General features: G+C 69.4%; 13 protein-coding genes and 1 pseudogene. 13 read left to right on the top strand and 1 reads right to left on the bottom strand.

From position 1 onward, the window contains the following. Positions 1–76 precede the first annotated feature (76 nt). The 11 genes from K338_RS0115265 (at position 77) to K338_RS0115215 (ending at position 10977) form a co-directional block, all read left to right on the top strand. The gene (locus tag K338_RS0115265; protein ID WP_022919036.1) at positions 77–847 is read left to right on the top strand and encodes an SDR family NAD(P)-dependent oxidoreductase; all 771 of its coding nucleotides are present in this window, start codon (positions 77–79) and stop codon (positions 845–847) included. Further along, entirely contained in the window at positions 847–1737 is an 891-nt protein-coding gene (gene folP, locus K338_RS0115260) for a dihydropteroate synthase (protein ID WP_022919035.1), read from the top strand. Before K338_RS0115265 ends, folP begins: the two co-directional genes overlap by 1 nt. After that, positions 1734–2450 (top strand): pyrimidine reductase family protein, encoded by a 717-nt coding sequence (locus tag K338_RS0115255; protein ID WP_027286899.1) that lies wholly within the window; start codon positions 1734–1736, stop codon positions 2448–2450. The genes folP and K338_RS0115255 overlap by 4 nt, the downstream gene beginning before the upstream one ends. 41 nt (positions 2451–2491) lie before the next feature. Then, complete coding sequence (locus K338_RS0115250; RefSeq protein ID WP_022919033.1) at positions 2492–2740, top strand: type II toxin-antitoxin system VapB family antitoxin; 249 nt, start codon at positions 2492–2494, stop codon at positions 2738–2740. Further along, positions 2737–3126, top strand: a complete 390-nt coding sequence (locus K338_RS0115245; RefSeq protein ID WP_022919032.1) for a type II toxin-antitoxin system VapC family toxin — start codon at positions 2737–2739, stop codon at positions 3124–3126. The genes K338_RS0115250 and K338_RS0115245 overlap by 4 nt, the downstream gene beginning before the upstream one ends. A 90-nt stretch (positions 3127–3216) precedes the next feature. Then, complete coding sequence (gene metG, locus K338_RS0115240) at positions 3217–5004, top strand: methionine--tRNA ligase (protein WP_022919031.1); 1788 nt, start codon at positions 3217–3219, stop codon at positions 5002–5004. Beyond that, complete coding sequence (locus K338_RS0115235) at positions 5004–5909, top strand: TatD family hydrolase (protein WP_022919030.1); 906 nt, start codon at positions 5004–5006, stop codon at positions 5907–5909. The genes metG and K338_RS0115235 overlap by 1 nt, the downstream gene beginning before the upstream one ends. Before the next feature lie 253 nt (positions 5910–6162). Further along, positions 6163–7275, top strand: coding sequence for an aggregation-promoting factor C-terminal-like domain-containing protein (locus K338_RS24705; RefSeq protein ID WP_022919029.1), 1113 nt, complete (start codon positions 6163–6165; stop codon positions 7273–7275). Between the two features lie 261 nt (positions 7276–7536). Next, positions 7537–9057 (top strand): resuscitation-promoting factor, encoded by a 1521-nt coding sequence (locus K338_RS0115225; RefSeq protein WP_022919028.1) that lies wholly within the window; start codon positions 7537–7539, stop codon positions 9055–9057. A 100-nt stretch (positions 9058–9157) separates the two neighbouring features. Next, the gene (gene rsmA / locus K338_RS0115220) at positions 9158–10045 is read left to right on the top strand and encodes a 16S rRNA (adenine(1518)-N(6)/adenine(1519)-N(6))-dimethyltransferase RsmA (RefSeq protein WP_022919027.1); all 888 of its coding nucleotides are present in this window, start codon (positions 9158–9160) and stop codon (positions 10043–10045) included. Beyond that, positions 10042–10977 (top strand): 4-(cytidine 5'-diphospho)-2-C-methyl-D-erythritol kinase, encoded by a 936-nt coding sequence (locus tag K338_RS0115215; RefSeq protein WP_022919026.1) that lies wholly within the window; start codon positions 10042–10044, stop codon positions 10975–10977. Before rsmA ends, K338_RS0115215 begins: the two co-directional genes overlap by 4 nt. Positions 10978–11516: 539 nt before the next feature. Here K338_RS0115215 and K338_RS0115210 read toward each other — a convergent pair. Next, entirely contained in the window at positions 11517–11948 is a 432-nt protein-coding gene (locus tag K338_RS0115210) for a DUF6463 family protein (RefSeq protein WP_157612513.1), read from the bottom strand. 544 nt (positions 11949–12492) lie between these two features. Between K338_RS0115210 and K338_RS24700 the strand changes: the two genes are divergently transcribed. Beyond that, the gene (locus tag K338_RS24700) at positions 12493–13344 is read left to right on the top strand and encodes an alpha/beta fold hydrolase (protein ID WP_169579573.1); all 852 of its coding nucleotides are present in this window, start codon (positions 12493–12495) and stop codon (positions 13342–13344) included. Between the two features lie 309 nt (positions 13345–13653). Beyond that, positions 13654–13844 (top strand): annotated as a pseudogene (locus K338_RS26260) (ISL3 family transposase); the annotation flags it as partial.

The following is a 13844-nucleotide window of genomic DNA, read 5'->3' as shown; positions in this document are numbered from 1 at the left end:
ACGACGAGGTCCCCGGGCAGTACGCCGCTCCGCCGTTGACCACCCGCTCGGCACTGTAGCCAACTAGCCTGAAGCCATGCCGACCGCACTCGTCACCGGAGCCTCCTCCGGCATCGGACTGACCTTCGCGCGCCACCTGGCCCAGAAGGGCTTGGACCTGGTGCTCGTGGCCCGCAGCGCCGATCGGTTGGAGCAGGTGGCCGCCGAGTGCCGCGCGATGGGGGCAGCGCAGGTGCAGGTGCTGCCTGCGGACCTGGGCAGCGGGGCCGGGATCGCCACGGTCACTGACCGGCTGGCCGTCGGGGACGTGCACACGCTGGTGAACAACGCCGGCCTGTCCGTGGGCCAGGAGCTCGCCGATGCCGAGATCGACGACCTGGCCCACCAGTTGCGGGTGAACGTCGAGGCCGTGCTGCGCCTCACCCACGCCGCCCTGCCGGGCATGCTCGCTCGCGGGTCCGGTGCGATCGTCAACGTGGCCTCGGTCGCCGCCCTGCTGCCCGGCCGCGGCACCACCTACTCCGCCTCGAAAGCCTGGGTGGTGAACTTCACCGAAGGGCTGGCCACCGACCTGGCCGGCACCGGGATCCGGGTGCAGGTGCTGTGTCCGGGCTTCGTACGCACCTCCTTCCACCGCACCGCAGGCATCGACATGGACCGCACCCCGGGCTGGATGTACGTGGACGTCGACCACCTGGTGGCCACCTCGCTGCGCGACCTGGCCCGCGGGAAGGTGCTCAGCGTGCCCGGGACGCTGTACACCACCATCGCCACCGTCTCCCGGCTGCTGCCCCGCCCGCTGCTGCGCCGCCTGGCCGCCGGGGTGAAGTCGAAGGGCCGGGACTGATGCCCGCCCCGGCAGCCGTGGCCCAGCTGGCGCCACGGCGGATCGGGTCACGCGAGTTCGACTTCGCCCACCGGGTCGCGGTGATGGCGATCGTGAACCGCACCCCGGACTCCTTCTACGACGACGGCCGCACCTTCGAGCTGCAGGCAGCGGTGCAGGCCGCACTGCGGGCCGTGGCCGAGGGCGCCGACTGGGTGGACATCGGCGGGATGGCGTTCTCCCCGGACGCCGAGGAAGTGAGCCCCGCCGAGGAGCTGGACCGGGTGCTCGGGGTGATCGAGGCGGTCCGTGCCGCCAGCGACGTGGTGATCTCCGTGGACACCCAGCGCCCCGAGGTGGCCCGGGCCTGCGTGCTCGCCGGGGCTGACGTGGTCAACGACACCACCGGGCTGCGGACCGACGGGATGGCCGAGGTGGTCGCCGAGACCGGGGCCGCGGTGGTGATCGCGCACTCGGTCGCTGCCCCGCACCGGCACCTGCACCGCCCGCAGTACACCGACGTGGTCGCCGAGGTCGCCGACTTCCTGACCGCCCAGATGCAGCGCGCGCTAGATGCTGGAGTGCCCGAGGAGGCGATCATCATCGACCCCGGCCACGACCTGAACAAGAACACCGCCCACTCGCTGGAGCTGGTGCGTCGGCTGGCGGAGATCACCAGCATCGGCCCGCCCACCCTGGTGGCACTGTCGAACAAGGACTTCGTCGGGGAGACCCTGGATCGGGACCGCTCCGACCGGTTGTCCGGCACGCTCGCCGCCACCGCCCTGTGCGTCGAACGCGGAGCCCGGATCGTGCGCGCCCACGAGGTGGCTGCCACAGTGGACGCGGTCCGGATGACCGAAGCCGTGCTCGGGCTGCGCGAGCCGGCGTTCATGAGGCACAACCTGTGACCGGCCAGCCCGCGTCCGAGGAGGCCGTGCTGCTCGCCACCTACCAGGTGCTCGACCGCTCCCGGCCGCACCTGCGGGCGAACATGATCTCTTCGCTCGACGGCGCCGCCACCCACCAGGGGCTGTCCGGCGGCCTGAACGGTCCGGCGGACAAGCAGGTGTTCGACCTGCTGCGCCGGCTCGCCGACGTGGTCATCGTCGGCGCCGGGACCGTGCGCGCCGAGGGGTACGGCGGTATGCGGCTGGACGAGGCTGACGTCGCCTGGCGCCGCGCCCAGGGACTCAGCGACCACCCGGTGTTCGCGATCGTCTCCGGCCAGCTCGACCTGGACCCCACCTCACCGGTGTTCACCGAGGCCCCCGTGGTCCCGGTGGTGCTCACCCACGCGGGATCGCCGACGGCGCAGCGCACCCGGCTCGCCGAGGTCGCCGAGGTCGTGGTGTGCGGTGAGCAGGAGGTGGACCCGGCGGCGATGCGCCTCGCGCTGATCGAGCGGGGCCTGCCGCAGATGCTCACCGAGGGCGGCCCGCACCTGCTCGGCTCGCTGGTCGGTGCTGGGGTGCTGGACGAGCTGTGCCTGACGATCAGCCCCGTGCTCGAAGGTGGGGACGCGATCCGGATCACCCGGGACGCCCCACCGGTGCACTCCACGATGCGGCTGACCGGTCTGCTGCACGCCGACGACATGGTGATGCTGCGGTACCAACGCTGAGGAAGAGGCTGAGGAAGAACGGTGGATGATATTCTTCCTCTATGGCGTTGAACATCAAAGATCCGGAGACTGACCGGCTGGCTCGGGAGCTGGCCGACCGGATGGGCACGTCGATCACAGCGGCGCTCAAGGCCGCGTTGCAGGAACGGCTCGCCCGCACGGCGCCGAAGGTCGACCTCGTCTATGCGGACCTGGTCGCCATCGGTGAACGGGGCCGGCGCCGGCCCACGCTGGACGAGCGCAGCGCCGAGGAGATCGTTGGCTACGACGGCCGGGGGATCCCTGCGTGATCGCCGTCGACACCTCTGCTCTCGTGGCGATCATCCTTGGCGAGGCAGAGCTGGAGCGATTCGCGGCCATCATCGCCCGGGAACCGTGTGTGGTGAGCGCGGTGAGCGTGACCGAGGCCGCGCTGGTGGTCGAGACGAGGCAGGGGCCCGACGCGGTCGAGGACCTGCGCCGGCTGCTGGATCGCGCCCGTGTGGAAGTCGTCCCGGCCGATACCGAGCTGGCGTGGGTAGCTCACGCAGCGTGGCGCAGGTTCGGCAAGGGCAGACACCCTGCTGGCCTGAACTTCGGCGACTGCTTCTCCTATGCCTTGGCCAAGATGCGCGCGGTGCCGCTGCTGTTCAAGGGCGAAGACTTCACGCAGACGGATATCGACCTGGCCCGCTAGAACCGCCACGGGCACAGCGTGCGCGTAGCGTGCGATCGAGGAACAGGACGACGACCAGAGCCCGCCTCTGCTGCCATTACGATCGTCGGTATGACCCACATCCTGTCCGCCGTGGCCTGGCCCTATACCAACGGTCCGCGGCACATCGGCCATGTCGCCGGCTTCGGCGTGCCCTCCGACGTGTTCAGCCGGCACATGCGGATGGCCGGTCACGAGGTGCTGATGGTCTCCGGCACCGACGAGCACGGCACCCCGATCCTGGTGCAGGCCGAGCAGGAGGGGGTTCCCCCGCAGGAGCTGGCGGACCGGTACAACCGGGTGATCGTGGAGGACCTGACGTCCCTGGGCCTGTCCTACGACCTGTTCACCCGCACCACCACCGGTAACCACTACGCCGTGGTGCAGGAGATGTTCCGTACCGTGCACGCCAACGGATACATGGTCGAGCAGACCACGATGGGCGCGATCTCCCCGTCCACCGGCCGCACCCTGCCGGACCGGTTCATCGAGGGCACCTGCCCGATCTGCGGCTACGACGGTGCCCGCGGCGACCAGTGCGACAGCTGCGGCAACCAGCTCGACCCGATCGACCTGAAGAACCCGCACAGCCGGATCAACGGCGAGACCCCGAAGTTCGTGGAGTCCAACCACTTCTTCCTCGACCTGCCCGCCCTGGTGGATGCGCTGGCCGCGTGGCTGGAGACCCGGGACGGCTGGCGCCCGAACGTGCTGAACTTCAGCCGCAACCTGCTCGCCGACGTGCGCCCGCGCGCGATGACCCGGGACATCGACTGGGGCATCCCGATCCCGCTGCCCGGCTGGCAGGAGAACCCGAACAAGCGGCTGTACGTGTGGTTCGACGCGGTGATCGGCTACCTGTCCGCCAGCATCGAGTGGGCCCGCCGCACCGGTGATGTGGAGGCCTGGCGGGCCTGGTGGAACAGCGCCGACGCCCGCTCGTACTACTTCATGGGCAAGGACAACATCACCTTCCATTCCCAGATCTGGCCTGCTGAGCTGCTCGCCTACGACGGCCGCGGCGCCAAGGGCGGCAGTGCAGGCCCCTACGGGGAGCTGCAGCTGCCCACCGAGGTGGTCTCCAGCGAGTTCCTGAACGTGGAGGGCCGCAAGTTCTCCTCCTCCCGCGGACTGGTGATCTACGTGCGGGACATGCTCGCCCGGTACCAGACGGACGCATTCCGCTACTACGTGGCCGCCGCCGGTCCGGAGAACCACGACGTGGACTTCACCTGGGAGTCCTTCGTGCGGCGCACCAACGACGAGCTGGTCGCCGGCTGGGGCAACCTGGTCAACCGCACCGCCACCATGGTGCACAAGAACTTCGGCCAGATCCCCGCCCCTGGAGAGCTGCTGGAGGTGGACCGCCAGGTGCTGGCCACCACCTCAGGTGCGTTCGCGGAGGTGGGCGCGCAGATCCAGACCAACCGCCAGCGCGGGGCCATCGCAGCGGCGATGCACACCGTCGCGGACGTCAACCGCTACCTGTCCGAGACCCAGCCGTGGAAGCTGAAGTCCGACCCCGACCGGCTCGCCACCGTGCTGCACACGGTGACCCAGGCGGTCAGCGACTGCAACACACTGCTCGCCCCGTTCCTGCCGCACTCCGCCCAGCAGGTGCACGAGGCGCTCGGCGGCAGCGGCGAGTTCGCCCCGCAGCCCCGGATCGAGGAGGTCACCGACCTGGACGACGAGTCCCGGCACTACCCGGTGATCACCGGCGACTACTCCGACGTCCCGGCCTGGGAGTCCCGACCGCTGACGGTCGGCACCCCGGTCGGAAAGCCGACCCCGGTGTTCACCAAGCTGGACGAGTCCGTGGTGGAGGAGGAGCTGGACCGACTGCGGGCGAAGGCCTGATGGCCCGCCGGAGCCGCGACTTCCCCGAGGGCATCGAGGCACTGCCCGCTCCGGTGGTGGACAACCACACCCACCTGGAGTCAATCGCACCGGTCCTGCCCGACGGCGTGGCCGACCCTGGTACCGCCGGTCACCTGGCGAAGGCCGCAGGTGTAGGGGTACGGGCGATCGTGCAGATCGGTTGCGACCTCGACTCTGCGCCGGTGAGCGTGACCATGGCCACCGAGCACCCGCAGGTGCTCGCCGGCGTGGCTCTCCACCCGAACGAGGCCGTGCTGCACGCGGGCGTGCGCGAGGTAGCCCCGGACGGGCTGGAACCCCACCCGGCACCTCGGCACCAGGTCCACCTGGACGAGGCGATCGCACAGGTTGCGGAGCTGGTCCGGCACCCGCGGGTGCGGACCGTGGGGGAGACCGGACTGGACCACTTCCGTGCCGGGCCGGCCGGCCGGGCCGTGCAGCGGGAATCGTTCCGCGCGCACATCGCCCTGGCCAAGGAGCTCGATCTGCCGCTGCAGATCCACGACCGGGAGGCGCACCAGGAGGTGCTCGAGGTGCTCGCCGCCGACGGCGCCCCAGAGGTGACGGTGCTGCACTGCTTCTCCGGGGATGTCGAGATGGCCCGGGAGTGCGTCCGCCGCGGCTACTACCTCTCCTTCGCCGGTACGGTCACGTTCCGGAACGCGGCGGAGCTGCGCCGGGCAGCCCTCGAGGTGCCGCTGAGCCAGCTGCTGGTCGAGACCGATGCGCCCTACCTGACCCCGCACCCCTGGCGCGGCCAGCCGAACGCTCCGTACGTGGCTGCTGCGACTGTGCGGGCGCTGGCCGAGACCAGGGGAGAGGACCTGAGCACGGTCTGCTCCGCCGTCGACGGCAACGCCGAACGGCTCTACGGCCCCTGGTGACCCCGAGCACCCGACCGGCTGGTCCGCAAGCCCGCGAGGCGCTCTGGGTATCGAACCCGGGTCGAATTTCGACATCGAGGCCACTGCCGCGGGGGACTCGCCGTCCACAGCTCCGGCCCGGTACTGGAAATTCAGGTCACAAATCGGTTACGGTCGCTTCTGGCCCGTCCCTCCCGGGTTTGACGTAGCAAGAACAGGACCCCTCCCCGTGCCCGTTGACAAAGCCACGTCGCGCCACCGCGCCGACGCGCCCGTGACCACTGCCCTGCCCCGCCCGCTGCGACGTGCGATCGGCGCCGGGGGGCTCGCAGTGGTCCTGGCCGGCTCGCTGGCGTTCGCCGCGAACCAGCCGGGTACCGACTCCGACTCCGGCGCCACCGACGCTACCGACCCGTTCGCCGCCTCCGCCGAGGACGCGCGAGCCTACCTGGCCGGCCGCACCGAGCTGTGGGACCAAGCCTCCCGCAGCGGGCAGGACGGCCGCGACCCGGCCGGGCTGCTGGACGAAGCCGGTCCGACCGTGCAGTTCCAGGCCACAGTGGACGGCAAGACCTACGACATCGAGTCCAACGCCGAGACGGTGGCCGACGCTCTCATCGAGAACGGCATCGTCGTGGGCCTGGAGGACAACGTGTCGGTGGAGATGAACAGCCGGCCCACCGAAGGCGCGGACATCTCGATCGAGCGCGTCGGTACGCAGTACGGCACCGAGACCGAGACCCTCGAGCACGACACGGTTCGCCGGGAGACCTCGTCCCTCACCCGCGGCACCGAGCGGGTGGAGACCGAAGGGCAGGACGGCTCCCGGGTGATCGCCTACACCGCGGAGTACCGCGATGGTGAGGAGGTCTCCCGCGAGGTGCAGGCCGAGATCCTGGTGTCCGAGCCGGTCGACGAGGTGGTGCTGGTCGGTACCGCGCCGCCACCGTCCCAGAGCAGCTCGAACAGCTCCAGCTCGTCCAGCTCCTCGAGCTCGTCTGACTCCTCCGGCTCCTCGAGCTCCTCGAGCTCGTCCAGCTCTTCCGACGACAGCTCGGAGAGCACCCCGTCCGGCGACTACTCGGGCACCGACCCGCGCTCGATCGCGCAGGAGCTGCTCGCCGCCCGCGGCTGGGGCTCGGACCAGTGGACCTGCCTGAACGCGCTCTGGGAGCGGGAGAGCAACTGGAATCCGCACGCGCAGAACCCCTCCTCCGGTGCCTACGGCATCCCGCAGTCGCTGCCCGGGTCGAAGATGGCCTCCGCCGGCTCTGACTGGCGGACCAACCCGGCTACCCAGATCACCTGGGGCCTGAACTACATCTCCGGCCGGTACGGCACCCCGTGCGGCGCCTGGGGCCACTCCCAGTCCGTCGGCTGGTACTGATCCCGCCGGTGCGGTGTGCCGGTCCTGGGTGGGCCGGCACACCGTGCGGGACACCGCCGCCGCTATAGGAGTTCATTGCCGACGGCGTACGTTGCCTTGGTCTGACGGGTCGCCCGGCTGTGCCGGTCGTCACATCTTCTGCCGATCCGGTTGACCTGGAAGATAACGATCTGGTTACAGTCGAACGTCCGCCGGTGTGGCTGCATGGACGTGGCCGACCGGAGCGAGCATCCCAGTTCCCCACACAGAAACCCTCCGCCTGTGTCATTCTTCGACCGTTTCCGCCGCCCTGATGTGCCCACGACCGACGAGGCCGCCGAACCGGCGCACGAGGCACCGGACGTGACCGACCAGCCGAGCACGACCGGCGCTGCCCCGGACGCTACGGCTGCCGCTGCGGGCGAGCGGTCCGAGCCCGCTGAGGAGACCGCCCAGCTCGACCTGGGTGCGGTCCCCGCCGACGAGGCTGAGCCGGCGGAGGAGACGGACACGGCCGACGCTGCCGGAGTCGCGGCGGCGGAGACCGGCCCGTCTGCTCGTCGGGGCCGGCGTCGGGTGCTGCTCGGGGCCGCTGCTGCCACGGTGCTGGTACTGGCCGGTTCCGGGGTAGCGGTCGCTGCCGCGCACAAGACCGTGGACATCGACCTGGACGGCGAGACCTACACCTTCAGCACGTTCGCCGGGTCGGTCGACGGCCTCCTGGACGAGGCCGGCATCGAGATCGGCCCCCACGACGCCGTGGTCCCTGGTGCCGACGAGGCGCTCAGCGACGGTGCCGACGTCGTGGTGCGCACCGGCGACCAGATCACCATCACCACCGACGGTGAGCAGCAGCTGGTCTGGACGACCGCACTGACGGCCGAGGAAGCACTCACCCAGCTGATCAGCAGCGGCCGAGACGCCTCGCTGGAAGCCTCGCGGTCCAGCGACGGGCGCACGGAGCTCGACCTCCCGCTGATCACCGATGGTGCGGTGACGATCGTGGTCGACGACGAGGAGCGGTCCATCGACATCGACGGCAGCGCCACCCTCCAGCAGGTGCTGGTCAAGGCGGAGATCACCCTGGGCAACCAGGACGAGGTCAACGTCACGATGGGCGAGGACGGCGCACCGGTGGTCACCGTGGTTCGGCACACCACCGAGACCCGGACCGAGACCCGGGTGGTCGAGCACGACAGCGTGCAGCGCGAGACCGACGAGCTCTACGACGACCAGTCCCGAGTGGTCCAGGAGGGCCGTGACGGTGAGCGCACCATCACCTACCGGGACCACCTCGTCGACGGTGAGGTGGTGGACAGCAAGGAGCTCTCCGACGAGGTCACCACCGATCCGGTGGACCGCGTGGTGGAGGTCGGCACCGCTGAGCGTCCCGCCCCCGAGCCGGAGCCGGCCCCCGAGGAGAGCACCAGCAGCTCGGGTGGGTCCAGCAGCTCGGGTGGGTCCAGCAGCTCGGGTGACTCGGGTGGTTCCGATGACTCTGGCGACTCAGAGAACTCCGGTGGCTCTGACGACACAGGAGGATCCGGCGGGAGCTCTGGTGCCGGCAGTGGCGTCTGGGCCGAGCTCGCCGAGTGCGAGTCCGGCGGAGATCCGACCACGAACACGGGCAACGGATACTACGGCCTGTACCAGTTCTCGCTGCCGACCTGGCAGGCGATGGGCGGCTCTGGTCTGCCCAGCGAGGCGTCCGCGGCCGAGCAGACCCAGCGTGCACAGGCACTGCAGGCGCAGAGCGGCTGGGGCCAGTGGCCCGCCTGCGCTGCCCAGCTCGGGCTGCTCTGAGTACAGCACCCACCATCGCGAGCGCTCGGGTGTGCGGCCCGGTCGCGTCCTCAAGCAGTACTCCCGAGCCTTGGCGCGATGATCCTCTAGGCTCATCGACGTGAGCCCTCCCGACCCCGCGCCCGCAGCCCCCCGGCTGCTGACCGCCTCCAGCGTGCGCGCGCTCGCGGAGCGTCTCGGGATCCGGCCCACCAAGACCCTCGGGCAGAACTTCGTCATCGACCCGGGCACAGTACGCCGGATTGTCCGCACCGCCGGCGTGCAGGCGGGAGACACAGTGGTCGAGGTGGGACCAGGCCTGGGCTCCCTCACGCTCGGGCTGCTCGAGGCAGGGGCGCACGTGCTCGCCGTGGAGATCGATCCGGTGCTCGCCGGTGCACTTGGCCAGACGGTGGCCGAGCGCGCACCCGAGGACGCCGCGAGGCTGACCGTGATCGCCGCGGACGCACTCAGCGTCCACGAGCTCCCGGCCACACCCACCCGGCTGGTGGCCAACCTGCCCTACAACGTGGCCGTCCCGGTGCTGCTGACCTTCCTCGAGCGTCAACCGAGCCTGGCCGAGGTGCTGGTGATGGTGCAGGCCGAGGTGGCCGACCGGCTCGCCGCCCCGCCCGGGTCGCGCACCTACGGCGTACCTTCCGCGAAGGCCGCCTGGTACGCCTCGGCTACCCGGGCGGGCACCATCTCCCGGAGCATCTTCTGGCCGGTGCCGAACGTGGACTCCGCGCTGGTGCGGATGGTGCGCCGCGACCCACCGACCACTACGGCCTCCCGCGCGGAGGTGTTCGCCTGCATCGACGCTGCGTTCGCCCAGCGGCGCAAGACGTTGCGCGCCGCGCTGGCCACGTGGGCCGGGTCGCCGCAGCAGGCCGAGCAGGTCGCCCGTGCCGCCGGGATCGACCCGAGCACCCGGGGGGAGCGGCTGGACATCACCCAGTTCGCTGCGCTGGCTGCGGCTCGTAACCGGGCCCGAGAGGTCTCCCGATGAACACCAGTGTCATGCTGCCAGCCGTGCACGTGCGCGCCCCGGGCATGCTCACCCTGGTGCTGCGCGTCGGACCCGCCGGCGCGGACGGCGACCACCAGCTGGCGACCGTGTACCAGGCGGTCTCGTTGCACGAGGACGTGGTCGCCACCCCCGCCGAGGAGATCACCGTCAGCACCACTGGACCGTGGGCCGACCGGGTCGCGGACGACGAGACGAACCTCGCCTGCCGTGCCGCCCGCCTGCTCGCCGAAGCCTCCGGCACCAGCACCGGAGTGCACCTGCAGATCACCAAACGGGTCCCGGTCGGTGGTGGTATGGCCGGTGGCTCGGCCGACGCTGCCGCTGCGCTGCTCGCCTGCGACCTGCTCTGGCAGACCGGGCTCGCCCGGGAGGAGCTGGGCCACCTGGCCGCCGAGCTCGGTGCCGACGTGCCGTTCGCGCTCACCGGCGGTACCGCTGTGGCACTCGGCCGCGGGGACAGGCTCACCCCGGCGCTGGCGCGCGGCTGCTACCACTGGGTGCTGGGAATCCGCGCCCAGGGCTTGTCCACCGGTGAGGTGTTCACCGAATGGGACCGGCTGCACCCCGACCCGGAGCCGGTCCCGCACATCGACGACGCGGTGATGGCCGCGCTGATCTCCGGAGATCCGCACCGGCTGGCCGAGGTGCTGGGCAACGACCTGGATGATGCCGCTGGGAACCTCGCCCCGGCGGTGCAGCAGGTGCAGCAGGTGCTGGCGGACAGTCCAGCGCTGGCCTCCCTCGTCGCCGGCTCCGGACCTACAGTGGCCGCGCTCGCCCCGGACCACCCGACCGCGGTGGAGATCGCCGAGACCCTCCGTACCGCCCGGGTGGCCGACCACGTGGAGGTAGTCACCGGGCCCGCACCCGGTGCCCGGCTGCTGGAGTCGGTGCGTGAGGACGAGGCCTGAGCTCCGGCACAGGTCGACCGGGGAGGGGCCGGGTGCGCCGCTGCACCCTCGTGGCCCTGCCTACCGGGTAGATGCGTAAGCGGGCCCGGCCGCCCATCTCTGTCTCGAGCGGCCCTCCCTCATGTCCGCAGCTCTTCGGCGGCGCAATGCCCTGTGCCCGCTGGCTCGGCCGCCGCAGGGGTGGGGGACCGGCTGCTGCGGCCGGTGCGGTCTCGTGCGTGCCAGTGTGGCGAGACCGGCGCATCCTGCTGCTGGGCTGCGTGATCCTGGCGCGCGCGATGGCCGAGGGAACGGCGAACGACTGGCCTTCGGCGTCGACCACGGCAACCATGACACCGGGGGCGTGCCGAGATGCTCATCGACCAGTGTTTCGATGCGTTCCCGTAGGTCGTGCTCATCCTCGCGGGGCACAGCCGTTGCGGCGACCGGGGATGAGAAGGCGAGTACGCCGGTGAACAGGATCGTGGTCACTGTGCGCAAACCGCGACGAGGAGTGAACGTGCTCATGGCCTCTTACTACAGGCGTCCTGGGCCGATTATCATCGGCTTGGGAACGTCTTGGATCTCTCCGTGGTTGAGTGGCGGGTGGTGTGCCAGGAGCGTGCCAAGGCGAGAACGGCTACGGCCAGGACGAGCACGAAGCCCGATGCCGGGGCCATGCTCACCCCGATTCCTGCTACGAGCAGTAGCGCGATACTGATCATCCATGGCAGTCGACCGGATAGCTCGATGAACGTGATCGCCAGTCCAGCGACAACGCCGACGGCTCCGGTCATCAAGAACCACAACACCTGGGCGTCCTCACCGGTGAACGCGCCAGACCAGCCTTCAGCAGCGGCATCGACCAGCATCGGTCCCGCATCGGCCACCCCGACGATGATATGCAGTACGCACACCGCGAGCAGGCCGGGGCCGACATACGCCCTGCTTCCGACTGGCGACGACGTGCTGTCTGATCTGCGTGCAGTCATGGTCCCTCCGTTCTTAACCGCAATCTCTGATCATGCGGGGCCGGTCGTATGTGCGCCTCCGTCCTGGAGAACGCAGATTCCTGTGGGCGCCGCGCGCTCCCGCTTGTCAGGCGTCGCGAGCATGGTGGCGGTCGCGCTGAGGGAGACGAGCAGCGCCACGACGCTATAGAGCGGTGTCTGGTAGCGCCACGTATTACAGAACGAACGGCATCGAGCAGATCACAGCGAACGCATACGGAACCAGCCGGTACTGGGCCTTGAGCACAAGGTAGACGAGAAACGACAGTCCGAGCAGCTGCGAGGTGCCGATCAGGATCGACAGAGCTGGGAATTCGGCCTGGACGGATCATCGCCGGACGGGGCACCATGTTCGACTGGTCAGGCCGTGCAGAAGCAGGGATAACGTGGACGTGCCGGTTCGATTCCGAGGGAGAGCGCGAGATGCCGATATCGGATTCCGACGGCCCGAGGCCTTCAACGAGATGCTCGCGGGATTTCTCAGCGAGGAGTGAGGAGAGTCCCACCTATGAGGAGGCAGCAGCGCATGTCTGAGTTCGTTGACGCGCAGGCACGCGAGCAGTATCTCGTCGCGTACGAGGCGATGCTCCGGGGCTGGCCGGAGTACGAGCGATTGGAGGTCACCGGACGCTACGGTCGCACTGTTGCCCTGGCCACCGGCTCACCAGATGCGCCCGTTCTGGTTCTGCTGCACGGACGATACACACCGAGTGCGACCTGGGCGCCCATCATCACAGAGCTGGCGAACCGATATCGGATTTGCGCCATCGATACCATCTGCGAGCCGGGCTTGAGCAGTAACGATGGCGCACCGTTGCGGAAGCGGTCTCATTACACGATCTGGCTCCGGGAGACATTGGACGCCCTGGGTATCGAGGCTGCTCATCTCTGCGGCCACTCCTTCGGCGGCTGGCTCGCGGCACGCTTCGCCACAGAGCACCCCGGTAGAGTCAGTTCCCTCACCCTGCTCGACCCCGCTCAGGTCTTCGCACCATTCACCGCGACATGGTTGCTGCGTTGCATCCCTCCGTTCCTGGCCCCGACCACGCGCAACATCAGTAGCCTCTTCCGCTGGCTGGGCAAGGAACGCCCCGCCCAACGCGATCTGGTCGACCTGGCTACCAAAGGGATGCTGACCTTCCGGCTCCGAGCACCAGAAGCCACGCGTCTCTCCGCACCTGAACTCCGGCGGCTATCGATGCCGACACAGCAACTCATTGCCGAGCAGACTGTCGTTCACAACCCGGCCCGAGCTCTGCGAACCGCGGAACGACTCAACCCGATAGTGAAGTCCACGCTGGTTCCAGACTGTTCGCACTTCATCGTCAATGATCAGCCAAGCCAGGTCCTCAACGCTCTCGATGCCCTCATCGAATGACCAGGTCAGAAAACCGTGATGCGAAGAAGAGACGCTTCTGTGCGCTGAGCAGCTTTCTGGGACGGAGTTGTGATCCTGCTTGGGACGAATGTGCTGTGCAGTTCCGGACCCAGGAGAGTATTACGCGTCACTACGATTGGTCGCGCTCCAGCAGGTCATCACACACCGGTGGGCCGGCTCGTTTACCGGCTCTTCGCAGATGAGGGTGTAGAGACAGGTCCCAGTGGTCTGGGCGTGGCGGTGTCTGGATAGAGGTCGAGGCCTTCCGACGATGGGAGTTACCACACAGCCCATCCGAAAGACCTCGACATGTCCCAGCCTACGTTCACCGCCCCGGATCTCGACACCTTCTGCATGGTCGACGCGCTCGGCCTGACCGTCACCGGCCAGCACCTCGAACCTGAGAGAGCAGTGCTTCAGTGCCGAGTCCGTGAGGATGATCCCTGGTGCCGCTCCTGCGGCGGCGAAGGCATCCCGAAGGGCACGGTGCTGCGGAAATT

The sequence above is a fragment of the Ruania albidiflava DSM 18029 genome (assembly GCF_000421225.1).
GTDB classification, from domain to species: Bacteria; Actinomycetota; Actinomycetes; order Actinomycetales; family Beutenbergiaceae; genus Ruania; species Ruania albidiflava.
This window is presented reverse-complemented; position numbering and strand designations above follow the sequence as displayed.

Bases quoted from the DNA above. Each gene is read 5' to 3' on its own strand.
- K338_RS0115265 (WP_022919036.1), top strand. From the start codon at position 77: ATGCCGACCGCACTCGTCACCGGAGCCTCCTCCGGCATCGGACTGACC.
- folP (WP_022919035.1), top strand. From the start codon at position 847: ATGCCCGCCCCGGCAGCCGTGGCCCAGCTGGCGCCACGGCGGATCGGG.
- K338_RS0115250 (WP_022919033.1), top strand. From the start codon at position 2,492: ATGGCGTTGAACATCAAAGATCCGGAGACTGACCGGCTGGCTCGGGAG.
- metG (WP_022919031.1), top strand. From the start codon at position 3,217: ATGACCCACATCCTGTCCGCCGTGGCCTGGCCCTATACCAACGGTCCG.
- K338_RS0115235 (WP_022919030.1), top strand. From the start codon at position 5,004: ATGGCCCGCCGGAGCCGCGACTTCCCCGAGGGCATCGAGGCACTGCCC.
- K338_RS0115215 (WP_022919026.1), top strand. From the start codon at position 10,042: ATGAACACCAGTGTCATGCTGCCAGCCGTGCACGTGCGCGCCCCGGGC.
- K338_RS0115210 (WP_157612513.1), bottom strand. From the start codon at position 11,948: ATGACTGCACGCAGATCAGACAGCACGTCGTCGCCAGTCGGAAGCAGG.
- K338_RS24700 (WP_169579573.1), top strand. From the start codon at position 12,493: ATGTCTGAGTTCGTTGACGCGCAGGCACGCGAGCAGTATCTCGTCGCG.